The 21,441-nt window shown below is 41.1% G+C and carries 21 protein-coding genes and 1 tRNA gene; 15 read left to right on the plus strand and 7 right to left on the minus strand.

Features of this window, described 5'->3' with window-relative positions; all coding sequences use genetic code 11:
* The first annotated feature begins 4 nt into the window (after positions 1–4).
* From rplU to ACFINI_RS01165, 4 genes are all read left to right on the plus strand, one after another.
* Positions 5–484, plus strand: a complete 480-nt coding sequence (gene rplU, locus ACFINI_RS01150) for a 50S ribosomal protein L21 (protein ID WP_375611445.1) — start codon at positions 5–7, stop codon at positions 482–484.
* Between the two features lie 12 nt (positions 485–496).
* Positions 497–766, plus strand: coding sequence for a 50S ribosomal protein L27 (gene rpmA, locus ACFINI_RS01155; protein WP_273723965.1), 270 nt, complete (start codon positions 497–499; stop codon positions 764–766).
* A gap of 1,402 nt (positions 767–2,168) precedes the next feature.
* Complete coding sequence (gene ptsP, locus ACFINI_RS01160; protein WP_375645421.1) at positions 2,169–4,700, plus strand: phosphoenolpyruvate--protein phosphotransferase; 2,532 nt, start codon at positions 2,169–2,171, stop codon at positions 4,698–4,700.
* 1,255 nt (positions 4,701–5,955) lie between these two features.
* Positions 5,956–6,045 (plus strand) — tRNA-Ser (locus tag ACFINI_RS01165).
* A 249-nt stretch (positions 6,046–6,294) separates the two neighbouring features.
* Here ACFINI_RS01165 and ACFINI_RS01170 read toward each other — a convergent pair.
* Genes ACFINI_RS01170 through lexA form a run of 3 tightly spaced genes read right to left on the minus strand, consistent with a single transcriptional unit; the run spans position 6,295 to position 10,016 of the window.
* Positions 6,295–7,353, minus strand: a complete 1,059-nt coding sequence (locus tag ACFINI_RS01170; RefSeq protein ID WP_375645422.1) for a hypothetical protein — start codon at positions 7,351–7,353, stop codon at positions 6,295–6,297.
* Positions 7,322–8,548, minus strand: a complete 1,227-nt coding sequence (locus ACFINI_RS01175; protein ID WP_375629530.1) for a hypothetical protein — start codon at positions 8,546–8,548, stop codon at positions 7,322–7,324. The genes ACFINI_RS01170 and ACFINI_RS01175 overlap by 32 nt, the downstream gene beginning before the upstream one ends.
* A 4-nt stretch (positions 8,549–8,552) precedes the next feature.
* Positions 8,553–10,016: a transcriptional repressor LexA gene (gene lexA / locus ACFINI_RS01180; RefSeq protein ID WP_375645423.1), complete on the minus strand. Its 1,464-nt coding sequence runs from the start codon at positions 10,014–10,016 to the stop codon at positions 8,553–8,555.
* 368 nt (positions 10,017–10,384) lie between these two features.
* On the opposite strand from lexA, the gene ACFINI_RS01185 reads away from it, so the two are divergent.
* From ACFINI_RS01185 to ACFINI_RS01235, 11 genes are all read left to right on the plus strand, one after another.
* Positions 10,385–10,555: a hypothetical protein gene (locus ACFINI_RS01185; RefSeq protein WP_375645424.1), complete on the plus strand. Its 171-nt coding sequence runs from the start codon at positions 10,385–10,387 to the stop codon at positions 10,553–10,555.
* 10 nt (positions 10,556–10,565) lie between these two features.
* On the plus strand, positions 10,566–10,760 hold the full coding sequence (locus ACFINI_RS01190) for a DUF2924 domain-containing protein (RefSeq protein WP_375645425.1): 195 nt from the start codon (positions 10,566–10,568) through the stop codon (positions 10,758–10,760).
* Positions 10,761–10,870: 110 nt separating this feature from the next.
* On the plus strand, positions 10,871–11,020 hold the full coding sequence (locus ACFINI_RS01195) for a DUF2924 domain-containing protein (RefSeq protein ID WP_375645454.1): 150 nt from the start codon (positions 10,871–10,873) through the stop codon (positions 11,018–11,020).
* Positions 11,017–11,229 carry a hypothetical protein gene (locus ACFINI_RS01200; protein ID WP_375645426.1) on the plus strand — a complete coding sequence of 71 codons (213 nt, stop codon included), beginning with the start codon at positions 11,017–11,019 and terminating at the stop codon, positions 11,227–11,229. Before ACFINI_RS01195 ends, ACFINI_RS01200 begins: the two co-directional genes overlap by 4 nt.
* Entirely contained in the window at positions 11,211–11,558 is a 348-nt protein-coding gene (locus ACFINI_RS01205; protein WP_375629542.1) for a recombinase family protein, read from the plus strand. The genes ACFINI_RS01200 and ACFINI_RS01205 overlap by 19 nt, the downstream gene beginning before the upstream one ends.
* Positions 11,525–12,403, plus strand: coding sequence for a recombinase family protein (locus ACFINI_RS01210; protein ID WP_375645427.1), 879 nt, complete (start codon positions 11,525–11,527; stop codon positions 12,401–12,403). The genes ACFINI_RS01205 and ACFINI_RS01210 overlap by 34 nt, the downstream gene beginning before the upstream one ends.
* On the plus strand, positions 12,388–12,798 hold the full coding sequence (locus tag ACFINI_RS01215) for a hypothetical protein (protein WP_375645428.1): 411 nt from the start codon (positions 12,388–12,390) through the stop codon (positions 12,796–12,798). The genes ACFINI_RS01210 and ACFINI_RS01215 overlap by 16 nt, the downstream gene beginning before the upstream one ends.
* Positions 12,799–12,994: 196 nt before the next feature.
* A complete protein-coding gene (locus tag ACFINI_RS01220; protein ID WP_375645429.1) occupies positions 12,995–13,543 on the plus strand; it encodes an RNA polymerase sigma factor in 549 nt (182 codons plus the stop codon).
* Positions 13,544–13,737: 194 nt separating this feature from the next.
* A complete protein-coding gene (locus tag ACFINI_RS01225) occupies positions 13,738–14,295 on the plus strand; it encodes a hypothetical protein (protein ID WP_375645430.1) in 558 nt (185 codons plus the stop codon).
* 87 nt (positions 14,296–14,382) lie between these two features.
* Positions 14,383–14,520, plus strand: a complete 138-nt coding sequence (locus ACFINI_RS01230; protein ID WP_375645431.1) for a hypothetical protein — start codon at positions 14,383–14,385, stop codon at positions 14,518–14,520.
* 153 nt (positions 14,521–14,673) lie between these two features.
* Positions 14,674–15,111, plus strand: coding sequence for a lysozyme (locus tag ACFINI_RS01235; RefSeq protein WP_375645432.1), 438 nt, complete (start codon positions 14,674–14,676; stop codon positions 15,109–15,111).
* Here the strand turns inward: ACFINI_RS01235 and ACFINI_RS01240 are convergent.
* The 4 genes from ACFINI_RS01240 to ACFINI_RS01255 are packed head-to-tail and all read right to left on the minus strand — an operon-like array spanning position 15,108 to position 21,348.
* On the minus strand, positions 15,108–16,481 hold the full coding sequence (locus ACFINI_RS01240; protein ID WP_375645433.1) for a DNA methyltransferase: 1,374 nt from the start codon (positions 16,479–16,481) through the stop codon (positions 15,108–15,110). The genes ACFINI_RS01235 and ACFINI_RS01240 overlap by 4 nt on opposite strands.
* The gene (locus ACFINI_RS01245; RefSeq protein ID WP_375645434.1) at positions 16,465–18,372 is read right to left on the minus strand and encodes a DNA methyltransferase; all 1,908 of its coding nucleotides are present in this window, start codon (positions 18,370–18,372) and stop codon (positions 16,465–16,467) included. Before ACFINI_RS01245 ends, ACFINI_RS01240 begins: the two co-directional genes overlap by 17 nt.
* Positions 18,360–21,143 carry a DEAD/DEAH box helicase family protein gene (locus ACFINI_RS01250; protein ID WP_375645435.1) on the minus strand — a complete coding sequence of 928 codons (2,784 nt, stop codon included), beginning with the start codon at positions 21,141–21,143 and terminating at the stop codon, positions 18,360–18,362. The genes ACFINI_RS01245 and ACFINI_RS01250 overlap by 13 nt, the downstream gene beginning before the upstream one ends.
* Positions 21,136–21,348 carry a helix-turn-helix domain-containing protein gene (locus ACFINI_RS01255; RefSeq protein WP_375612860.1) on the minus strand — a complete coding sequence of 71 codons (213 nt, stop codon included), beginning with the start codon at positions 21,346–21,348 and terminating at the stop codon, positions 21,136–21,138. Before ACFINI_RS01255 ends, ACFINI_RS01250 begins: the two co-directional genes overlap by 8 nt.
* Between the last annotated feature and the right edge of the window lie 93 nt (positions 21,349–21,441).

Genomic DNA, 21,441 nt, shown 5'->3' on the forward strand with positions numbered 1-21,441 from the left:
AAAAATGTTCGCAGTCATTAAAACTGGTGGTAAGCAATACCGCATTGTTGCTAATCAAGTGGTAAAAGTTGAAAAAGTTAGTGGAAATGCGGGTGATGTGGTTGAATTCAATGACATATTAATGGTTGGGCAAGAAGGTAATGCGGTTATTGGTACCCCTGTCGTTGCTGATGCATTGGTGACAGCTGAGATTTTAGAACAGGCACGTGGGCGCAAGGTTATCGCATTTAAGAAGCGCCGTCGTCAAAATTCTAAACGCACGCGTGGCCATCGTCAAGAATTTACGAGGCTTCGTGTTTTAGAAATTTTAATGGGTGGTTCAAAACCTAAAAAAGTTGCTGCGAAACCTATAAAAGAAGAAGAAACTACACCAAAAGAAACAAAAGCTGCTGCTTCTGTTGAGAAGACGGCTAAAAAAACGGTTGAAAAAAAGACTGCGTCGCAGAAGAAAGCATCTGTAGCATCAAAGAGTAAGAAAGATTAAAGGAGAGCGTCTATGGCACATAAAAAAGCTGGTGGTTCCTCGCGTAATGGTCGTGATTCAGAATCGAAACGTCTAGGCGTTAAAAAATTTGGTGGTGAAACCGTTATTGCCGGAAATATTATTATTCGCCAGCGTGGTACACGTTGGCATCCTGGAAACAATGTCGGCATTGGAAAAGACCATACGCTTTTTGCATTATCAAATGGAAAGGTTTCTTTTCAACGCAAAGCGGGTAATCGTTCCTATGTTTCAGTCATTCCTATGGTGGAGGCAGCAGAGTAATCTGTAACACTCTCTAGCCATCAACGGGATTTCATTGAATTGTAGTTGTGGTTTTATAAGTATTCAAAGGGAAAGATGAATCTCATCTTTCCCTTTTTGCGTTGGTACTATAATAAATGTAGAAGATAAAAAGGTAGAATCGGGGAAATGGCTTTTCTCAATGAGGGAAAAAGTTTGTGCGCTGTTATGTTAGTATTTAAGTACTGAACATATTGATATTATGATAGAGTTTGTTGATAAGTTTCTGTATAATAATCAGTGAGGAGAGACTTTCTTTTTATGTATGAAGAAGCGTCGAGTAATTTCTTATAAGAGAAGCAGTTTGTTTTCAGAAAATTATGAGAAATTTAATGAGAGCATTATTGATGTAATCATTTTGATAAAGATGGATCTTTTTATCGGCATTGTGGTATTGATGAGTTGTCATACTGTTTTTAGGTGGTAGTGTGGGTAGGTGGGGCTATTCATTTAAAAAGACATAGGGATAAAAAATCCATAAGAAGGTAGTCAAAACTACTTTGAAAGTGACGTGCATTAAGGAATTTTCGGTAAATCGAGAGTGAAATTATATTTTTAAGGAGTACGGTGTTTAAAGATATAAAAATAACCAACTTGCAATCAGCGCCCTTCAAGAATATTTTTTCTGATTTCACTATTATTGTGTATTGTTGAAAATAGACAAGCATAAGAGCTAGGGTTAAGGCAATAATTGCTTTTCATTTTTTACTTTATTTATCTTATTTGTAGAGTTTTTCTTGATTTTAGTAGTTGGTGATGGTGCTTGGGGGGGATGTCGTACTTTGCAAATGTGCGACAGAGGGCATTGTGTATTTGCGATATTGATTGAAGTAAAGGTGTAGCTTAAAATATATAAATATTATATATCGAGAGTTTGATATCATAAGATGGGTAGCACGGAATTTTAAAGATGATAAGTTGCATGGAGCAATTTGTAATTATGTAATGAACTTATAAAGAGGGATAATAGGTTAAATAAACTTTGAGGAATCAATTAAAATATTAGCTGAAGTTACGGATGATTGGGAAGGATGCTTTCTTGTAGGGAGAATAGTGAAAAGTTATGTTGGATAACTTAGGATAATGAGAGCATTTTGAAAGCATAGTTTTTCAGGTGATTAGTGCTGTAAAAAACGGGGTTTTGTCTTTGTAAAGTAAAAGAGTAAGAGGCGGACTTGTTTATGATGGTTTTAAGCACTTAGGTGGATAATAATATCTAATTGTTTTATCGGTTATATTGAGGTATTTAAGCACCTCACTTAGCTATATTCTGTAAATATAAAGAGAGCTGTGGTGGTATTTATAGCTTGTATTTTGGGAAATGCAGCTTTGAAAAGGAATGTATCAGAGATATTGGTGTTCAAATGTGAGGCAATTTGAATTCATGATGAGATATGAGAAAGCAGAAGCAATGAATGTAGATTTTACTGATGGTGAAATCTTGTCTATAAGATCTGTACAACTTGCAGCTGCTTTTGATCATAAAAATGATGCAATTTATGCTGCTGCTGAATTGCTTGTGCAGGTTGGTGCAGTTGATAAGTGTTATCTGGCAAGTATGCTTGCACGTGAAGAAACAACCAATACTTGGCTTGGAAATGGTATAGCCATTCCTCATGGTATGGCTGAAAATCGTGATTTAATTATCAAGGATGCTGTTGCTGTTATACAGGTGCCTGCTGGTGTTGAGTGGCAGGATGGCAAGAAAGCATATTTGGTTATTGCCATTGCAGCGTGTCCAGATCGCTATAGAGAAATTTGTAAAAAATTGACGTCTCTTTTATTTGATAAAAAACAGCTTGAAGTACTTGCAACAACTGTGGACAAACAGCAAATTGTTACAACTTTGTTTGACCAAGAGATGAAGATAGAAAAAACTTTTATTGGTGACCTTTCGGTGTGTCAGGAATGGACTTTAGATTATCCAAGTGGTCTTCATGCACGACCAGCTTCTCTATGGGTTGATTTTGCGAAAAAGGCTCAAAACTCTATCAGAGTTCGCCATGGTCAATATACCGTTGAAATGAAAAATTTGGTTGGTTTATTGCAATTAGGAGCAAAAAACGGTGATGTTCTGATTTTTTCTACAGATGCTACAGAAGGAGCACAACTTCTCAATGATGCCATTGCTATTGCAAAAAAAGTGAGTATTAGTGAAAAATGTCTGATGAGAGCAATGGAATCTCAAACAAAGGCTTTTCATGGTTGGTATCCACGCTCTATGCAAAAAGGCATTTCTGGTGTTGGAGCGAGTTCAGGATTAGCATTTGGTAAGATTTTTGTTTTAAGGCAAAATGATATTTCCATAATAGATCAGCCAATTGATTTTGCAGCTGGTGCAGCATGTCTTGAAAATGCTCTTACAAAAACAAAACATAAAATGGCATCTGTGATTTCTGATATTACAGTGCGTATGGGAGCAGATTCTGCTGCGATTTTTTCTGCGCAAATGGTTTTGCTTGAAGATGAAAATTTAATAGCTCAAGCTTGTCGTTTTATAGCGGAAGGTCATGGTGTCGCTTGGTCTTGGGATAGAGCGGTTCGTCAATTTTCAGATATGTTTTTTAAGGTAGATAATCCTTTGTTAGCAGCACGTGCTGTTAATTTAGTTGATGTTGGTCGACGTGTTTTAGGTGAAATCAATCCATCCTATAGATCGTTCTTTTTAAATGATATTCCACATGGTGTAATTCTGGTTACAAATGACCTTTCTCCTTCTGATGTAGCACAACTTGATTGTACAAGGGTAAAAGGATTAGCAACAGCATGGGGAGGTCCATTATCTCATACAGCTATTTTGGCGCGTACTCTTGGTATTCCAATGGTTGTTGCTGCAGGTGATGATATTTTAGCAATTCAGTCTGATATTCAGGCTATTATTGATGGCGATAACGGGTTTATTTACCTTAATCCTACGCTTGAAGACGTTGAAGATGCTCAAAGGCATATTGATACTGTTGCGCAAAAACGTGTCAGTGAAATAAATGCATGTAGATTACCAGCGCAAACGACAGATGGTCAAAGAATTCGTATCATGGCTAATGTCAACTACGCAAATCAGGTTCCTGTTGCGCTTGATTTAGGGGCTGAAGGTGTTGGACTCATGCGCACGGAATTTTTGTTTTTAGAGAATCCATATATTCCGGATGAAGAGCTACAATTTAATATATATCGGGCGATGATTACAGCTGTAGGAGATAAGCCATTAATTATTCGTGCACTTGATATTGGTGGAGATAAACAGGTTACGCATTTACATTTATCTAAAGAGGACAATCCTTTTTTAGGTGTTCGAGGAACGCGGCTTTTGTTACGTCGACGTGATTTTTTGGTGCCTCAATTACGTGCTTTATATCGAGCGGCAAAAGAGGGTGGAGATCTATGGATTGTGTTTCCGATGGTCATGTCTGTTTCAGAGATTGTCGCTATAAAAAAGATTGCAGAGGAAATCCGCAACGATGTTGATGCACCAAAATTAAAACTTGGTATTATGATCGAAGTTCCAGCAGCGGCCATTATGGCAGATGTATTAAGCGCCCATGTTGATTTTTTTTCAATTGGAACCAATGACCTAACACAGTATACAATGGCTGTTGATCGGCAAAATCCGTACCTTGTGTCTGAAGCTGATAGCCTTGATCCAGCAGTTTTGCGTATGATTTATCAGACTATTCAGGGAGCTGCACAACATAAGTGTTGGGTGAGTGTATGTGGTGGTATGGCTGGAGATCCTTTTGGTGCAATGATTTTGACTGGATTGGGAATTAATGAGCTTTCTATGATATCTTGCGATATTTCTCCAGTAAAGGCGTGTTTACAGACTCATAGTTTTGAAGATATGAAAATTTTAGCACAAAAAGCATTACAATGTGAAACTGCACGAGCTGTACGTGCTCTAAGCAAGGATATAAGGTAATAAAGAACATTAAGGGGAAAGAACGAGCTCATTTTGCAGACTAATCAGATCTTTAGTGCTGTAAAACATTAATACAGTATATTAATTTATAATGGTAATTTATCGTTTTACATAATGAGAACCCTGAATATTGTAGGGTTTTTTCGTTTTAAATTTCTCTATATTTAATTAATAAAAATTACTCTTTTATACATTACAAGGAGGAGTAATGTATGGATAAAAACACTCTAAGAAAGAATAAATTCCTTTTATGCATTCTCTCAAATAGCAATAGATATTGTAACATTAGGCGAAAAATAGCGTGATAGTACTTGGTTTTTACTTTTTATTTAAGGAAAGATGATGTTATCCAATAGATTTTATACCATTCATAGATACCGTATGAGGTAGATGTGGCAAGCTTTAAGAGATGTTTTTTTACAAACGTGTGGATGGGAAAGAAAATAGTATTTTTAGAGTATTCTGTTTTGTGATGAGACCATATCACGCTTAAAGAATGCGATAATCAAAAGTATGAAGTAATACGTAATTTTTTTAAATAATGGAGACTACTTTAGATATTTTGAAAACTGTAAAGCTGAATTTAAAAATATATGGTAAAAATGAAAACAGGTTTGCATTTTTATGATTTTGTATTTGATCAAAATGAGACTATTTTTTCATTTTAGAAAATAAAATATATTCATACATATTAAATTAAAAATGCAAAGTTTTTTCTGAATTTTATTTTCTTTATTATCAACTAAATATAGAAGTGTGAAATTGAATAGAGGATTTAGAATAGGGCTTATTATGTAATCCTATGAAAGAGAAAACTGATACCATCACGCTATTTTACAGCTCTCAATGTTGCAAAAATTCGTGCTATTTAAGAAAATGCATAAGAGCCGCTTATCCTCTCTTAAAATGTTCTTCCCCCACATACCATCCCTTCCTATGACGTATAAGTAAGTGATTTTAATTATTTGGTTGTGTAAAACTATGGGCTGTATGCTAATTTTAAGAGAAGTATTTTTTTGTGAAGCAGAAAGTGCGTAAATGAGCATGAAAGTTTATAACTGGTGACAATCTTTTTATTCTCATTATTGTATTCTACAAACCTATCCACGAAAAAAGTTTTTTCTTAAAAAGAAGGGATGTGCTTGTTATTCAACAGATAAAAGCTCTTACTTTAATAAATGAATTTGTTTTTTGGGTTTTGAATGTATAGTTTAGACTTGCACGTTATTTCTTTCTGGGTATAGTGCGAACTTCTGGAGAGGTGGCCGAGTGGTTGAAGGCGCACGCCTGGAACGCGTGTATATGGGAAACCATATCGAGGGTTCGAATCCCTCTCTCTCCGCCATTAATTTAAAACGAACTTTCATATGCCTTATATGGCATAGCCTCAAAAGCCCAGCATTTGCGGGCTTTTTCGCTATTTGCAATTGACTTCCTCTCTATAAAAACACCCCGTTTTTCTCTAATTTTTCTCCTATATATGCCCCTTTCCTGAAAAACACCGTACTTGGAAAAACGAAGTACGGAGCTTTTAGTCATGGGAAATCAAGGGTTTGGCAATTGACCAGTTCGCAGCAGTCTATGCCTAGCATTGTCAACCAGTGAGCTGACGCAGGACATTATCATCTGCGCGAATGATGAAGCGGGCTTTATAGCACTTCTCTTTACGCAACCATCGAAGCGGGTTTTCAGAAAGGCCGAAGGTCTGTTTGAGTTTGTTTGCTAATTCCTGCTTCTGCTTTTTTAGCTTATCATCTGCATCGCTATCCTGCCACGAGAGGCTTCCCCCGGTTTTTGCAAGAACCAATAGGAGTGTCCACTGGTTCGTTCTTTTTCCAGATCTCTGATCTTTCATCTTCAGATGCTCAGGTTCCAGACGTTTCTGAGTTTGTCCGCATGTCACTGACAACATCTCTGTTGCGGTAAATTCGAACACAAACTGCTCCCATGTTGCGCCTGCTGGTGTCGGGAATTGGTACTCAGATCCCGGTTTAGCTGATTTCGGCAACACCGTTTCCAACCAATTGGAGATGATGGTTTGAGCGCTATCTCTCGCCGTGACCTTGCCTGCAGCATCAACGACGAGCACATCATTTATGCCGATGAGCTTGGATTTATGCCTGATGCTTGCGTCAGAGCTGGCAGTGCTGATAAGACTGCTGGTGGAGGCAATTAACAGAAACGTCTGATCAGCCATGCAAAGCTGATTGACAATTTTATCCAACTGCGAGGATGTCTGGCCCAAAAAGCAATAGACAGGAAAGCTATGCTCGGCTTGCGGATTGAGCACACCAAATTTCCAAAGAGCCGTTTGGCCCGTGATCTTTTCATTTTCCTCAGTAAAACCAATGGCCTCAGCAATTTTGGTCGCCAGCTTTTTATGATCTATGCGATACAGCGCCAGTTCTGATTTTTTGAGCGTGCGTCGGTCGCACTGCTTGGTATCTGATGTGCAGATGCCAACAATATCGCTAGACCCATGTTGCACGACATTCATGTAGCACCCAGCTCGGCCATTACAGGGAATGGCAGATGCCTGCTCATTGGTGATGGCAAGCAATTCTTCTGGAAAGTCTAGCCATTCAGCTTTTACACCCTTGCCACCAGAAAGCTCTGTGAGTTTACGCCATGGCGGCGATTGATACGGCGTCATGACTCTCCTGATGTGCTACGGGTTGTTTGCTGTCTTCTTCCTCTTTCTGCTCATTTACAAAGCCACGTTTCCGCAGCCATGTTTCAATCAGGTGAGAATCTTCCTTGCGATCAAAGTTGGCCATATTCGGTGTTCGCACCTTGACCATGCGTGGACGTTTGGCATTTTCAAATTTCACCGAAAAACTGGCTGAGACTAGTCTGCCAAAGTTCGGGAATTCACGATCTCTTGAGGCTAAGGACGCAAACACATCATTTGAGCGTAGCGTCTGCTTGTCATTATACGGTCCAAGAAACTGGTGCTGGATTTCTACCAGCTTTATATCTTCCAGCCCATCAATATCGGCACAAGCCAAAGCATCAACGCCGTTATCGATCAGTGGCTGCAATGTATATTTTTCTGCGCCGGGGAAATATTCAGCCTGACCGAAGAGATGTTGGCTGAACAAATCTAAATACATGGTGCGCTCTTTCTTGGCACCGGACTTATTAAAGACGGCTAGTTCATTATTGGCACGATCATAGACAATCACGTCATGAAACTCTGGGCGGTAAAAAATGGTCTTGGATTGTCCAGATTCAATCTTGCCCTCACGCTTAAACGGCATGCCATGACGGATCAGGAAGTATGTCTTGTCTTCGTCCTCTGCGCTGACAGGCAAAATTCGACAGTCAGTGCCGCGTTTATTTTTCAAAAACCAAGCGTCCATATCAGCTTCCAGCGTTCGCATGGTTTCTGATTTTGGAAGAGTAAACGTATCAGGGGACTTTTGATCAGACTGGAAATACATGAATGATTTTGGCTTGAGGATCATCGCCTCTGCGTGAGGACGCTTTAAAAGCTCGGGATCGTGCAGCCATAATGCTAAGGCCAAATCAGCTGCTGTTGAATCTTCATGCGTGTCAATATTATTGGCTTCAGCCTGTTCACTCAACTCTTCAAAATGTTCACCATCGGACATTTCTTGAATGAAAAACAAGGCTTCAACGAATTCAATGTCCATATCCTCTGATGGATTCATCAGAACTTGGCAGAGCGTTTCAAAATCCAGCTCATTATCTTCATTCAGTTCAAAGCTGAACCCGCGTCCGGTCAGGTAGCTTTCATACCGTTTAAGAAAAGTAATCAGATTATCTTGTTCGATGTGTTTCAAAACATCAGGTTGGGCAAAACGTCGTAAATTATAGGTGCTCATGTAGTTATCCTCCTTGGGGTTCGTCTAGGAGGGCCTCGGTGTCAACACCCGAGCAGACGTGTAAGACCTTCCCAATTATTTTAAGTTCATCCTGTTGTCCTATGATGATGGGTTTTCGTTTCTGATTTTCAGGGCGCAGCTCAATACGCTCCCCTTCAATACTCAGCCGCTTTACAGTGGCCTCTTCGCCAACCATGGCCACCACAATATCGCTGTTTTCAGCAATAGATTGCTGGCGCACAACAACGTAATCTCCTTCGAAAATATCAGCATCGATCATGCTGTCGCCGTGCACTTTGAGCGCAAAGCACTTCCCGCGTAGAACATTATTCGGCACCATGACCTGACCAATCTTGTTTTCAAGAGCAAGAATCGGTTGGCCAGCCGCAACCATTCCCAAAACAGGAACAGCCGTCAGGTTGGTCTTATCCGGTGTTTGTGCATAGAGGATTTCGATGGACCGCGCTTTTCGCGCCTGTCTGCGAATATAGCCTTTATCTTCCAGTCGCTTGAGCCCTTCAAACACACTGGGTGCTTTCACCCCTAATTCCACAGCAAGCTCTTGTACCGTGGGCGACATCTCCATGGCACGTTTCAGGCGCTCAATGGCCTGTAATAAACTCTGTTGTGCTTGTGTTAATCTATCCATCTTACACTCAGTTATGGTTAAGCCCTTGCTCGCCTCTTGTGAGCAAAATGCGTTTCCAGAAGACTTCTCTTTCCAGTATTTTTTCATCGGGGGGGGGGTGCTAAGCCGCTGCTCAAGCAACGCAAAACGGAAATGAGAACGGCAGTAATCAATTCCCGCTTTGTTTATCATATCATGAATGCCTTTGTTTCCCCCATGACCCGTTTCAATGTAACACTTCCATCGTGACCATATGCCTTGATCACCATAAGCAGAGCCGATGTAGCGTTTTCCCGTATGCGTATCGGTAATCGGGTAAATACCCTTAACGCATTCTAGTGCTGTTTTCCAATCTGGCCTGTCATTCTTGATCAAGACTTCGAGCTCTTCAAATGATAAGTCTATTTTATCGTATCCGCAGAATGCTCTACCGGAATATGGCTCACGCAAAATCTCTTGCACTTCAAACTTATGGTAATGTGGCTCCATATTGGTCCTAGTCGTGCGGTTGCGATAAGATGATCGGATTTTCAGACGCCCAATAAACTCTTTGCCCAAATCAGTAAGCTCAACCTCATAGCGGTCTGCATGTTTCTCCAATACTCTGAATACACCACCGAACAGCCAGATGTCGGTTTCGTAGTGAAATTGCATGAGTGAGAAAATAAGCGGCCTGTTAAAATCATTGCGGCCCGGCCAGTATTCCTGCCAGCCTTGCCATTCTTCTTTGCTTCTTCCCCATACCTCTAGCGGCTGCGAGTGCTGGTTGTATCTCGCAAAGTGAATTTTATAGTCGGCCAAATTTTCAATCGGCCATATATCTTTGAGCAAAATTGACATTTTCAAACTTCAACTATATTTTAATTAACAACCTAATATAAATTAGGCTTATGATTTTCACAAGACTAATTTGATTCAATGCACAGCATTGACTGAACCGACAGTTTTCAAGTCATTTCAGTAAGTAACTCCTTGAACAACGCAATAATTCTCAAGGAGGTTCGCCATGTCTTCACTTTCTCCAAACCTAATAAATGAACGAGATTGCCGCAATGAGGTAGTGCATTTGCTGACACTTGGCATCCTGCGTCGCAAGATACGCCTGAACCGTCAGTTCGAGCCAACACATCCCTCTAATTCATTGGACTTCAGGTTTTTTCCAAGCATTCATGTCCATGACGAAGAACCAAAAAACCAAGGAGTTCCTGATGAGTCATGAAAACAAAGAGCTCACCGAACGGGAGCGATTACAAATCAAGCTGGGCCAACTTCCTGCCGGACTTGTGTCCGATGCAGATCGGCAAAAGGAAGTCGCCCATATTGTCGGCTTGGGCTGGCAACGCCTGTGCTTGAAGCAAAAGAAAAAAGCAGAATCGTAGGAAGTGAAGAATGGATAAAACACTTCTGGCGCGTGTGGCGGCGCTCCCAAATATGCCGTTATCCGACTTAAAGGCTTTATGGCGGGATGTGTATCAGGACGAACCACCCGGTGGCCATAAAAGCCACATTGTCCGCAGACTGGCTTATCGCCTGCAGGAGCTTGCTTACGGCGTTGATCCACAGATTGAGAACCGGATCGAATAGTAGTCCAATGATTTATTCGGCTCTGGCAAAAAAGCCAAGCCGAAACGCAAGACACAATATCAGCGGCCCATCTCCGGTATCAAACTGGTGCGGGAATATAAGGGCATCGAATATCAGGTCACCATTTTGAGGAAGGTTATGAATATGCAGGCTGCCTATACAAAAGCCTGTCCAAGGTTGCACTGGCCATTACAGGCAGCAGCTGGTCTGGACCCGCCTTCTTCGGATTAAACAACAAAGCACAAAGAGACAAACATTGAGCACAACCACACCGAAAAAACGCTGCGCGATTTATACGCGCAAATCCACCGAGGAAGGCTTAGACATGGAGTTCAACAGCCTTGATGCTCAGCGAGAAGCTTGTGAATCCTACATCGCCTCACAAAAGCATGAAGGCTCTGGTTCCAGCTTCCCGATAATTACGATGATGGCGGCTTTACAGGCGGCAATATGGATCGCCCAGCTTTAAAACGCCTTATGGACGACATCAAAAGCAGCCTGATTGATACAGTTGTCGTGTACAAGGTTGACCGCTTGTCACGCTCCTTGGCTAATTTTGCCAAACTGATTGATCTGTTTGACGAGCACAAAGTGTCCTTCGTTTCCGTTACTCAGCAATTCAACACCACCACATCAATGGGCCGATTGACGCTGAACATCCTGTTCAGCTTTGCCCAATTTGAACGTGAAGTGATCGGCGAACGTATCCGCGATAAATTGGCAGCCTCCAAACGCAAAGGCATGTGGATGGGGGTGTCACACCTATGGGCTATGTGGTCAAAAACCGTGAGCTTGTGATTGAGCCCGATGAGGCTGAGGGTATCCGCAAAATATTCGATCTATTTTTGATGACCAAGTCGCCCACGGAAATGGCAAAGATGTTGCCGCGCATGGGGGTATTAAGCAAAAAGCGCACAACCAAAAACGGACGTGTTATCGGTGGTAAAGCAATGGATAAAGGCGGCCTTTATAAGATTCTGCAAAACCCCATCTATATCGGAAAAATCAAACATAAAGATAAAATCTACGAAGGCCGCCATCCAGCCATCATCGATATGGATACGTGGAATAAAGTCCGCGCCACCATGAAAGAAAATACCATCAACCGAGGCGCAATCACGCGGAAGAAAACCAAGGCCATTTTGATGGGGCTTTTGAAGTGCGGTGAATGCGAATGTGGATTGGTGGCAAGTCATACCCGTAAAAAAGGTGGCAGGCTTTATCGCTATTACACCTGTGAACATTACCGCAAAAGTATCAACCCGGATTGCAAGGTTCGCAATGTCAGCGCCAATGAAACGGAGGCATTGATATTGAATCAGCTTCAAGCTGTTTTTGCCTCGCCGGAGATGATCATGGAAACGTGGCGCGAAGCACAAAAAGAGGATGAGACCATCACGGAGCATGAGGTTTACAGCAACCTGAATGACATCGTCCCGATCTGGAAAGAACTTTATCCTGCTGAAAAACAACGCATCCTTGAGCTGATGATTGAAAAAGTCATCGTCAATTATGAATTTGTCGATATCCGGATCAGGGTTGCAGGCATGGATAGTTTGGCTCGGGAATTGGACGAGCAAGACAAGCGGCTGCAAGGCATTTCAACAAAAAAACTGGAGGAGAAAGCATGGATAAATGCGTAAAAATGATGGCGAACAACACCATTTCAATCCGGGTGCCAATGCGGATCAAGAAATATGGTGGCAAGAAAATGATTATTTTGCCCGCAGGCTACCAAATGACCCCGCCACAAGAAGCACCCAAGCAAGACGAAACATTCGTAACGGCCTTGGCCAAAGCTTATTACTGGCAAAACCTGCTTGATACGGGGCGCTATAAATCCATTGATGACATGTCACGCCAACGCCAGATCAACACCTCTTATATGTCGCGGATACTGCGCCTCAATCAACTTGCTCCCCAGATCAAAAAGGCCATCTTGGATGGCATGCAGCCGCGCCAGTTAAGCCTGCAGGATATACAAACCCCATTTCCCGATATTTGGGATGAGCAATTAAAGCATTTTGGATTTGCCTAATCTCCCTTCGGTGAAATTTCACCGACCACCTTGAAATTTTTTCAAAAAAATTTACACCCACCAAAGCCCCGGCATGCGGGGCTTTTTTGTTTTTGCGCCTTGAGTAACGCACCGATTTTCAGGGTCTCCAGTGAGTTTTCGCCAGTCCCAGTTGACCCGCCCGCGTGGCGGCTAACCGCAACTGGAGACGAAAACCATGAGCAAAAACAACTATGAAGGCATCTATCCTTATGTCGTAAACCAAGTCCGTTATCACGCACGCAGCCTGATGCGGCACTCCGCCATTCATGGCGTAGAAGTCGAGGACCTCGAGCAAGAGTTGATGCTGGATTATTTATTCCGCAAGCAGACTTATGTTCCTGAAAAAGCAAAATGGTCGACCTTTGTTGACCGCATCCTCAACCACAAATGTGCCAGCCTCATTGAGGCCGCCCGCGCCCAAAAACGTGGGTCCGGCATCAGTGATTTTTCACTTGATGCGTGGCTTGAGGATAAGGACGGCGACGACAACGCTCTGCCTGACCCTGCAACCGAAGACCTGACCAACCGCGACCTTCAGATTGACCTTGAACAAGCTGTTCAGCAGATGCCGCCGCATCTGGTGTTTCTGCTGGTTGATCTGCGAACGCTCAGCATCAGTGAAATCTCACGCAAAACCAAAACCCCACGCTCAACCCTCTACGGGACGCTGTCCGAACTTCGCGGATCGCTGAAGGAGCGTGGCTTTGCGGAATATCTGCACTGAGCCGCCGACAGTTTTTGAGCCCTCTCGGTAAGTAACTCCTTGAAGGCAAGAAAACATGCTGGGTTCTCGCGGAAATACAAGACCTGAAGCAGGAAATACCGCGACCGCTTTGCTCTTTGGGCGGCGTCAGAATCCGGCAGCCGAAACGACATGACCAAAGAGCAAATTTTAACCTACGAAATCAAGGAGGTTTCATGTTTAAACCATCGTTACAAAAGCTGATTAAAGACAGCCTTTACGCCAAATATGTTTCGGCATTTATTCAAATCCCGGCACTTGGTGCCATAGAAGAAGACACCACCAAACCTATCCATGAGGCCACTCTGGATGATCTGGCCTTTGCCGCACAGGCTTTGGATAAAGAACAAAGCGCCATTTACAAGCGCCTGTCTGCCATCCGTGAGCTTTATATGGAAGCGCAACGTCAAGGCCATACGCAGCGTCTTGAAGAAATACAGGTGCAGGCCGATGTGGCAGAAAGCAAAGCGCTCTATGCTCATGCCAGCCAGCCCAGTGGGGTGAAATGGGTTGAGGCTCTGCGTGCATCTGTTCGCCCGATTATCACCTATGCGTTTTTCATTCTGTTCGCCACCGTCAAAACCGCTGCACTGTTCAAGTTATTGGATCAGGGTGTCGGAATTACCGACGGACTGATCGCCCTGTGGGATGCTGAAACACAGGCATTATTTGCCGCTGTCATGTCCTTCTGGTTTGATCAACGTGCCTTAGCCAAGTTCCGCTCAAATCCTTGAAAAACAAGATCTTATTCACTTGATAAGCGCCCGGAATGAAGCGTTACTGTAAGTGTAAAAAGTAATTGAAAATAGGGAGATAACACCATGAGCAAACTATTTTACAAGGCCGTGATTGAAGATGTTCAAAATGAGAAGTGTACCGATGCAGAGCTCGAAGCACTGCTCGATGCTTTTGAATACACGGTCAAGAAAATGGCCACCACACTGGCCCGTAAAGCTTAGTACGCACTGGAAGATTACGCCACGGCCAAGCAAATACGGCATTGACCGCTTTATGCTGATGATTGAGCGCAAAGAAGTCCTCGGGCAAGAGCAATGGCATGGCGTTTTTGAATATGGGAGCAAGAACCTTAAAGTTATAGGAACACTGGAAAAATGAGACATATCACACAAAACGAATTGGACCTGATCAAACGGTTCGAGGGCTTCTCTCGAACCGTTTATTTTTGCCCGGCTGGCTATCCCACAATCGGTTATGGCCATGTTGTGAAAAACGACGAGGACTTTTCGGCAGGCATTGATGAAACACAGGCTGAAGAACTCTTGCGCCAAGATGCCACGATCGCAAAGCGTGCCGTCTTGCACTTAATCAATGTGCCGCTGACAGATGGCCAATTCGATGCGCTAGTGTTATTCACCTACAATCTTGGCGGCGGAGCACTCCAGCGTTCAACACTGCGCCGTAAAATCAATCGTGAGGAATACGCCGAAGTACCAGAACAGTTCATGCGCTGGGTTTGGGCGGGCAGACGTAAGCTCAAAGGGCTAGTTCGGCGTAGGTATGCCGAATGCTTGCTTTATCAAATACACTAGAGTGGTTTTTCTAGTACAATTATTGTTTCTCTAAGCAGCTCTTTGAGTCTTGGGTTCATTTTCAGCTGCTGGCCAGATGTGCTAGCTCCTCGGCAAACAATCATTTCCCTTACTTTGAAACCTGTATCTTCTGCTATCTTAGCTAGGAGTGTATCTGTGGGTATGGGTATTCCTACATAAGCACTTTGGTCGACAACGATGTGCATAAATCCGCCTTTTAATAAAACATCGTAGCAGTTTTCAATAATTGTTCGCATATCATAAAAATATGATCGAAGCATACCCGGCACGAGACGTGTACGAATGTCACGCTTGCCAGTCATTTTCTCTTTTTCAGGAATCTTTTTTTCGATTTCAACACACAGCGTATCAACTAAATCAATATCAGTTGTTTTTTCAGCAGACTTTTTAATTCTATAATTTCGTACAAGCCTTTCCCTGTATTTGCCAAGTTTGCTTAGTAGAGAATATTCTCCAAAAACAATTTCCAGCTTATATGATTCAAAATAATCGAATGAATTTGCATAGGGCGGAGAAAATATAATAGAGCCAGCGTGATCGCCAGATATAGCACTTAAACTCAACTTTCTTGCATCAAATTCTACGCCACGTGCTAAACTGTCCTCATTGTGTGGGTTCTCTTCATAATCAATCAGTATTAGTTGCAGCTGGTCCAAGAAACGCTTTTTAACGTCACCTACAGGTGAAGGTCTTGTTGCCAGCCCGTTACCATCACGTTTTCGATTAGAACAGTCCTCCAAAATTGCTAATAAACAAAAATTCAAAATGTTGAATATGCGTTTATTTGATTCTTCGTGAATGCGACGCTTTATTTTAACAAGTTCAGTAAAGTTGCCTTGATCAAAATATTTACTAATTTGATCCTCATATTCGTTGTATTCATATTTTTCATGGTCAGTACATTTATTCCAATTATTTATTATCTTATGAAGTTTCTGCAGTTCACCTGTAGATAAAGCGTAAGATTTGACTTCTGTAGATAATATTGCGAAAGGATTAACGTCTAGGCCGACAGATGAAATGCCTAGCTCTGACGCTGCTACAGAGGTTGAACCTGAGCCGCACATGGGATCAAGAACAATACCGCCAGAAACGTTTGGGTATCTGGATAAAATTTCTTTAACAAGATCTCCTGCATAACCTTCGCGGTATCTAACCCACCTGTGGTATGGCTGTAATTTTGAAACAGAAGTGTTAACTAGTTTTTTAAAGAAAGATTCTTCATTTGAAACATTATATTTTTCTTCTAGATCTTCTAAAGATTTACAGAGTTCTGTAGACGAAAATGTATCTTCCAAATCCGACCATATCAAACGTGTTTGATTTTCTGATTTAGCAAGCTGCAACATCCGCTAAGCCCTCCGTTTCTTGATTAGTTCTTAGATCTATCCGCGCATAGGCTTTTTCTAGCGACATCGAATTAAATTCGTTTTCGATATCCTCAATATTTGCTCCATCTTTAATCTGACGTATTAGGCAAAGGGCCGAGTTAGCATAAAGCTCAACTAAAAATTCCCCGAATGACACACTGCAGTCTTTTTCTTGAAGCTTTAACATCGTATCATTGAGACATTCATTGAAACTGCCATTATAGTCTTTCTCATTAGGCAGACTTTTCTTGCTGAATGTATAAATAAAATCACCCTGTGGAGTTCCATCGTGACGGAGGTGCGCCGTATCTCGATAAGCATGAATGGCTTCTTGGTAAAAAATCCCTTCCGGTTCAATATGAAATCCTGCATCCAAGGTTGCTTTGATAACGGCATACCATGCTCTAATATCTTTATTGTTAAAGGTGTAAACCAAGCAACCGTCTGATTTTAATACTCTGTTACATTTTTGAAAAACGCCGAGTAAAAGTTCATAGTAATCGGAAAAATCTTTCTGGTAGGTTTTATCTTTTGTTTTTCTGTGAACAACGGCTTCAGAGGCAAGCTTATTCTCTGGAAGTGGAAACTTGGTTCTGCCTTCTAACCAGACCTGCCAAAAAGCACACAATTCACCATATTGGACATTACTTCCATATGGTGGATCAGTTATAATCATGTCGACAGAACCATCTGGGATATCGACCTGTTTTGAATCCACGCATTGCACCATGAAGTCCGCAGAGCCCTTTTCAAGGTCTGAGAAGTTCAGAGTATTTTTCTTTGAATTAAATCTAGAATCTCGATCTTTTAGGCCAGACTTGATCGCCTTTAATCTATTGTCAAAATATTCAAATGGATTGGCTTCAATAAATTGATTTGGTATCCAAAACGCATGCTTTGCCCACGCAACAGGTCTTCCATCCATCCAAGATGAAGTTGAGAAGTTCATGTTGTTGGTGTACCTGATTAATGAACTCAATATAAATATTAAAAAATCATACTCGGGATCACTCATATCTTTTTGAATTTTAAGCTTCTTGGCCATTTCAAAAAAGCTCGCCGAAATCAAAAGGTTTCTTGGGGTGAAAAAATCCGTAAATTTCACAAAGCCTTTTCTATGAAGACAATCTTCCTGTTGTCGGTCCCATTCAGCCGGAATTTCAAAATCAGGAAAATGAAGTCCTAAACTAGTTTTTAATTTCTCTAGGTTTTCCCTATATTGTTTATGTTTCTCAATATCGTCTCTAGACGGTTCCTTTGCATCATGTGCTCCGCATTTCTTGCATCGATATCTTAAGCTAATTATTTCACTGGAAATTCTGGGAGCGTCTGCTGCTTTAATATTTGAGCTGCAATGGTCGCAGACATATATGCCATTCTTTGGTTTTCCAGCATCGTTAAGCGCTTTATTGTCATTACGAAAGGACGTGTTTTTGCTACAATGTGGACACTTTATTAAATATGCATGCTCTATCCAACGAACATGTGCCTTGTCGTTTTTGCAGTTTCCGCATTTTGTTGTAAAAGAATCTTCAAAATGACCTTTAACCATTTTCTTAAGGTCAAGTGCATAAGAAAGAATTTTAGCGGCATCAACGTCACAAATTTGGCAATACTGGATGAAAGAGGCTACCGGATTAACATCGGTCGAAACAATTTTTCGATTAAGAGTTAACCCTTCAATTAAGGTGACGCCCCCTCCACCAAATGGATCAAAAATTATTTGACCTTCCTTCGTATAAAAGTCGATGAGTTCACGAAATACATTGTGAGGTCTTCTCGCGAAATATTTATGCATTTTATAAATCGGAGTGTGACCAAGTGACTTTAAATGTTTGCTAAAATATTTTTTTTGATTTATTTCACCCATAGCGTATCTCCATAATCTTTATGTATGTGTTTTTCTGACTCCGCAAGGAGTGACGCTAGGAACGCTTCTTTTTCCTTTATTATCAAGAAGATATTTTTATTTGAGGTAAAGCACTCATCAAAGATTTCTAGGTGCCGCATAAGGTACCGATACTGGTTTCCAGCTGTAGTACGATCTGTCCATACATTATTGTACGAAAAAGCCTTTTCATATCTTGAATTTAAGTCTTTAAGTATCTCATTTTTATTTGCTTCGTTTGTAAGCAAAATATTAGGGTATGCAGCTTCTATTTCCTTGGCAACCGATATTGCAAGTTCTAAATCAGGCTTTCCATCATTGAATTGAATTGAAAATAAGCTGTACAAAAACTGGATGTAGTTCAGGCTCTTTATTTCAAGCATGAAGCTAATCGCCTCCCTATATGGAAAGAGAATACCGTCTTTATGTTCTTCCCTGTACAAAAGAAACTGGTTTCTAAGAGCGTCTAAAAAGCTTATATGGCCTTGCTTGTACAAAAGGCCTAGTTTACTTAATTGGTATTTGTTTCTCTCTACTTCATGAAGGAAGCCGACCCTTTTACAGTGAGATACATTGTTATTGTTTATTCTGATCTCTTTTGATGTGTATATTGCATCAGGGTTATCAGTGATAATTTCAAATGTAGGAGTTATTAAGCTTTCTTCTAATTTTATTGGTGTATAGTCACAAAGTGTCTTAAAAATACGTGTGAAGTCGCCTTTTCTTTCATTTTTTCCAAGTTTACTACCGACACCTATGCTACCCGTTGGGTTTTTGTTTACGTTTGCAATTCGTAGCAAAAGCGCATCTTCAAAGTCCGAAGTGTTCAATTCCGTTGGCAGATTTATAACTACTTTTCCCGGAACAGAACTACTACCTTTTATTCGACCTTTTGCAGCAGACAAATTGATTGAATCGATCCATTCTGCAAGAGCTTCATCTTGATCTCGCATAGCTTGAATGAGATTAAATAAAGCTTCAAATCCAGCTCCAGAAAGTACATCTTCACCTTCTTGATCGAGTAACACAGGAACGATTATATACGAAAGCCTGCCTGTTTCTCCAAATTTCTGTCTTACAGCACGACCGACAGCCTGCACAATGTCAATCATTGAACCTTTAGGGTCAGCAAAGAAGACAGCATCAATTAGAGGAATATCTATTCCTTCAGTCAAGCAACGAACATTTGTGATCACGCCCAGTTCTGAGTCTTCAAAATTTTGTATTATCTCAGCACGATCTTGAGCAGTCATGGCTCCGTTGATGTGTGCAATAGCAGTCTTTTTATCACCAAAATAGCTCTCAGCAGACAAGCGATTTGCAAAATCACGAGATTCAGAAATCTTGGAGTGAAATGATATAACCTTTGTTAAACCAAGATCTTGTATGGATTTCTTTAGCAAAGCTATTTTATAAATATTTTGAACAGTTTCTGTATGACTATTATCATCAGTCACATAAACATTGTTTTTTATAAGTTGATTATATTCAGAACTGCTAATTCCCGTAAATACAATGCGATAATCTGAGATAATATTTTTCTCTATTGCTTCACCAAAAGTAAGCCGGTGAAAAACATCACCATAGATACTTTTATTATTCATAGAAAAAACAGAGAGATTATGTTCTTCGAGTTTTGAGCTTAGTTTTGGTCTAACGAGGCGCTCTGTAGCGGTAAGAAAAAGTTTTTTCTTTGTTTTAATGGCAGCATCGTCAAGAGCAATATTAAACTGAGAGTTTGAAACTCCCGCAGTTCTGTGCGCTTCGTCATAAAAAGCGATATCGAATGAAAAGCTATTTTCATTCTCGGATAGCGCATTCTTTATTACTTCCGCAGACTGATATGTACTAAAAATAAACTTCTTTTTATTAGAAGGATGGGCAATAAAATTACGTACAGCTTCTACTGAGGTAGTCACAGGTATATCAATATCGCCTATATCAATGTTATTGCTATCAACTTCTGCATCAACTGTTTGATCACTGCAAACGCACAAATACTGAAATGGCGATGAAGACTCAGCGGACCACTCCTCCAGTGCTTGCCTAACAAGTTGCAGGCTTGGGGCAAAAAATATTACGTTGTCAGCTTGAAGATGCTCAATGGTCCACAGTGCGATGAGAGTCTTTCCTATTCCACAAGCCGCAATGAGCTTTCCTCGATCACTTGATGAAAATCCAGAAATAATGTCTTGAAGTATCTCAGATTGATATGGTCGAGGACTCTTCTTATCTCTTTCAATTTGAATATTTTGAGAAATGGCAGACTGATATAAAGAAGAAAAGAAGTCTTCGTCCAAAGAGGTAAATCGGTCAACTAATGCACTTAGATGCCCGGTTTTTTTATGAGCTACATTCGGCAGAATGTGAGTGTTAGAAATAATAAACCTGTAATCAGCGTACTCTGCTTCAGCCCAAAATGTTGAAAGTTCGCGTGATGTAAGTGCTGCTCGCCCAGACCGGAACTTGGCTTGCCAAGCGATATAATCTCCTGCGTTGTTGATAAAAACTCCATCTATGCCATAGTCTGTTTTCTCCAGACGAAGCTTATCAACAACATGCTTTGGAAACGGACGGTTATCAACAATTGGGCAATATATCTCTTTAATCTGATGTAAGTCAGATAAGAACTTCAAATAAAAATAACAGAAATATTCAAACGCATCGCCTTTAGCTTTGTTGTCACCAATAGCCTCAAGCGTTCTTTCAAGAGAATTCCAATCGCTGTATTTTGTCTTAAAAATATCAATCATCTTTGTTGGTTCTTTTTTCTTTTGATTGTTCGTTAACGCCTTCTTCTATCCACTTTTCGAGCTGCTCTCGTTTGAAACGCCAAGCTCCACCAACTTTGAACGCGGGTATCTTCCTGTCTGAAAGGAGTTTATAGACGTGCCGTTCTGTTACTTTTAAGTAACGGGCCACTTCCTCAACTGTCAGAATATCGTGCTCGTCAGACATGCCTTCTCACTTATAATTTGGTCATTAAGATGTAAAATATTCTAAAATATTCATAAGCACAAGGGCAATGATAAAAAATGGCAGGGATGTAAG

The sequence above is a fragment of the Bartonella sp. AA56HLJMS genome (assembly GCF_042197145.1).
GTDB lineage: Bacteria > Pseudomonadota > Alphaproteobacteria > Rhizobiales > Rhizobiaceae > Bartonella.

Excerpts from the sequence above, each read along its gene's own strand:
- ACFINI_RS01185 (WP_375645424.1), top strand. The coding sequence starts at position 10,385 with ATGAGTCATGAAAACAAAGAGCTCACCGAACGGGAGCGATTACAAATC.
- ACFINI_RS01210 (WP_375645427.1), top strand. The coding sequence starts at position 11,525 with ATGGGCTATGTGGTCAAAAACCGTGAGCTTGTGATTGAGCCCGATGAG.
- lexA (WP_375645423.1), bottom strand. The coding sequence starts at position 10,016 with ATGTCAATTTTGCTCAAAGATATATGGCCGATTGAAAATTTGGCCGAC.
- ACFINI_RS01220 (WP_375645429.1), top strand. The coding sequence starts at position 12,995 with ATGAGCAAAAACAACTATGAAGGCATCTATCCTTATGTCGTAAACCAA.
- ptsP (WP_375645421.1), top strand. The coding sequence starts at position 2,169 with ATGATGAGATATGAGAAAGCAGAAGCAATGAATGTAGATTTTACTGAT.
- ACFINI_RS01240 (WP_375645433.1), bottom strand. The coding sequence starts at position 16,481 with ATGTTGCAGCTTGCTAAATCAGAAAATCAAACACGTTTGATATGGTCG.
- rpmA (WP_273723965.1), top strand. The coding sequence starts at position 497 with ATGGCACATAAAAAAGCTGGTGGTTCCTCGCGTAATGGTCGTGATTCA.
- ACFINI_RS01170 (WP_375645422.1), bottom strand. The coding sequence starts at position 7,353 with ATGACGCCGTATCAATCGCCGCCATGGCGTAAACTCACAGAGCTTTCT.
- ACFINI_RS01215 (WP_375645428.1), top strand. The coding sequence starts at position 12,388 with ATGGATAAATGCGTAAAAATGATGGCGAACAACACCATTTCAATCCGG.
- ACFINI_RS01230 (WP_375645431.1), top strand. The coding sequence starts at position 14,383 with ATGAGCAAACTATTTTACAAGGCCGTGATTGAAGATGTTCAAAATGAG.
- ACFINI_RS01175 (WP_375629530.1), bottom strand. The coding sequence starts at position 8,548 with ATGAGCACCTATAATTTACGACGTTTTGCCCAACCTGATGTTTTGAAA.
- rplU (WP_375611445.1), top strand. The coding sequence starts at position 5 with ATGTTCGCAGTCATTAAAACTGGTGGTAAGCAATACCGCATTGTTGCT.
- ACFINI_RS01205 (WP_375629542.1), top strand. The coding sequence starts at position 11,211 with ATGGATCGCCCAGCTTTAAAACGCCTTATGGACGACATCAAAAGCAGC.
- ACFINI_RS01250 (WP_375645435.1), bottom strand. The coding sequence starts at position 21,143 with ATGATTGATATTTTTAAGACAAAATACAGCGATTGGAATTCTCTTGAA.
- ACFINI_RS01225 (WP_375645430.1), top strand. The coding sequence starts at position 13,738 with ATGTTTAAACCATCGTTACAAAAGCTGATTAAAGACAGCCTTTACGCC.
- ACFINI_RS01235 (WP_375645432.1), top strand. The coding sequence starts at position 14,674 with ATGAGACATATCACACAAAACGAATTGGACCTGATCAAACGGTTCGAG.
- ACFINI_RS01255 (WP_375612860.1), bottom strand. The coding sequence starts at position 21,348 with ATGTCTGACGAGCACGATATTCTGACAGTTGAGGAAGTGGCCCGTTAC.
- ACFINI_RS01190 (WP_375645425.1), top strand. The coding sequence starts at position 10,566 with ATGGATAAAACACTTCTGGCGCGTGTGGCGGCGCTCCCAAATATGCCG.
- ACFINI_RS01245 (WP_375645434.1), bottom strand. The coding sequence starts at position 18,372 with ATGGGTGAAATAAATCAAAAAAAATATTTTAGCAAACATTTAAAGTCA.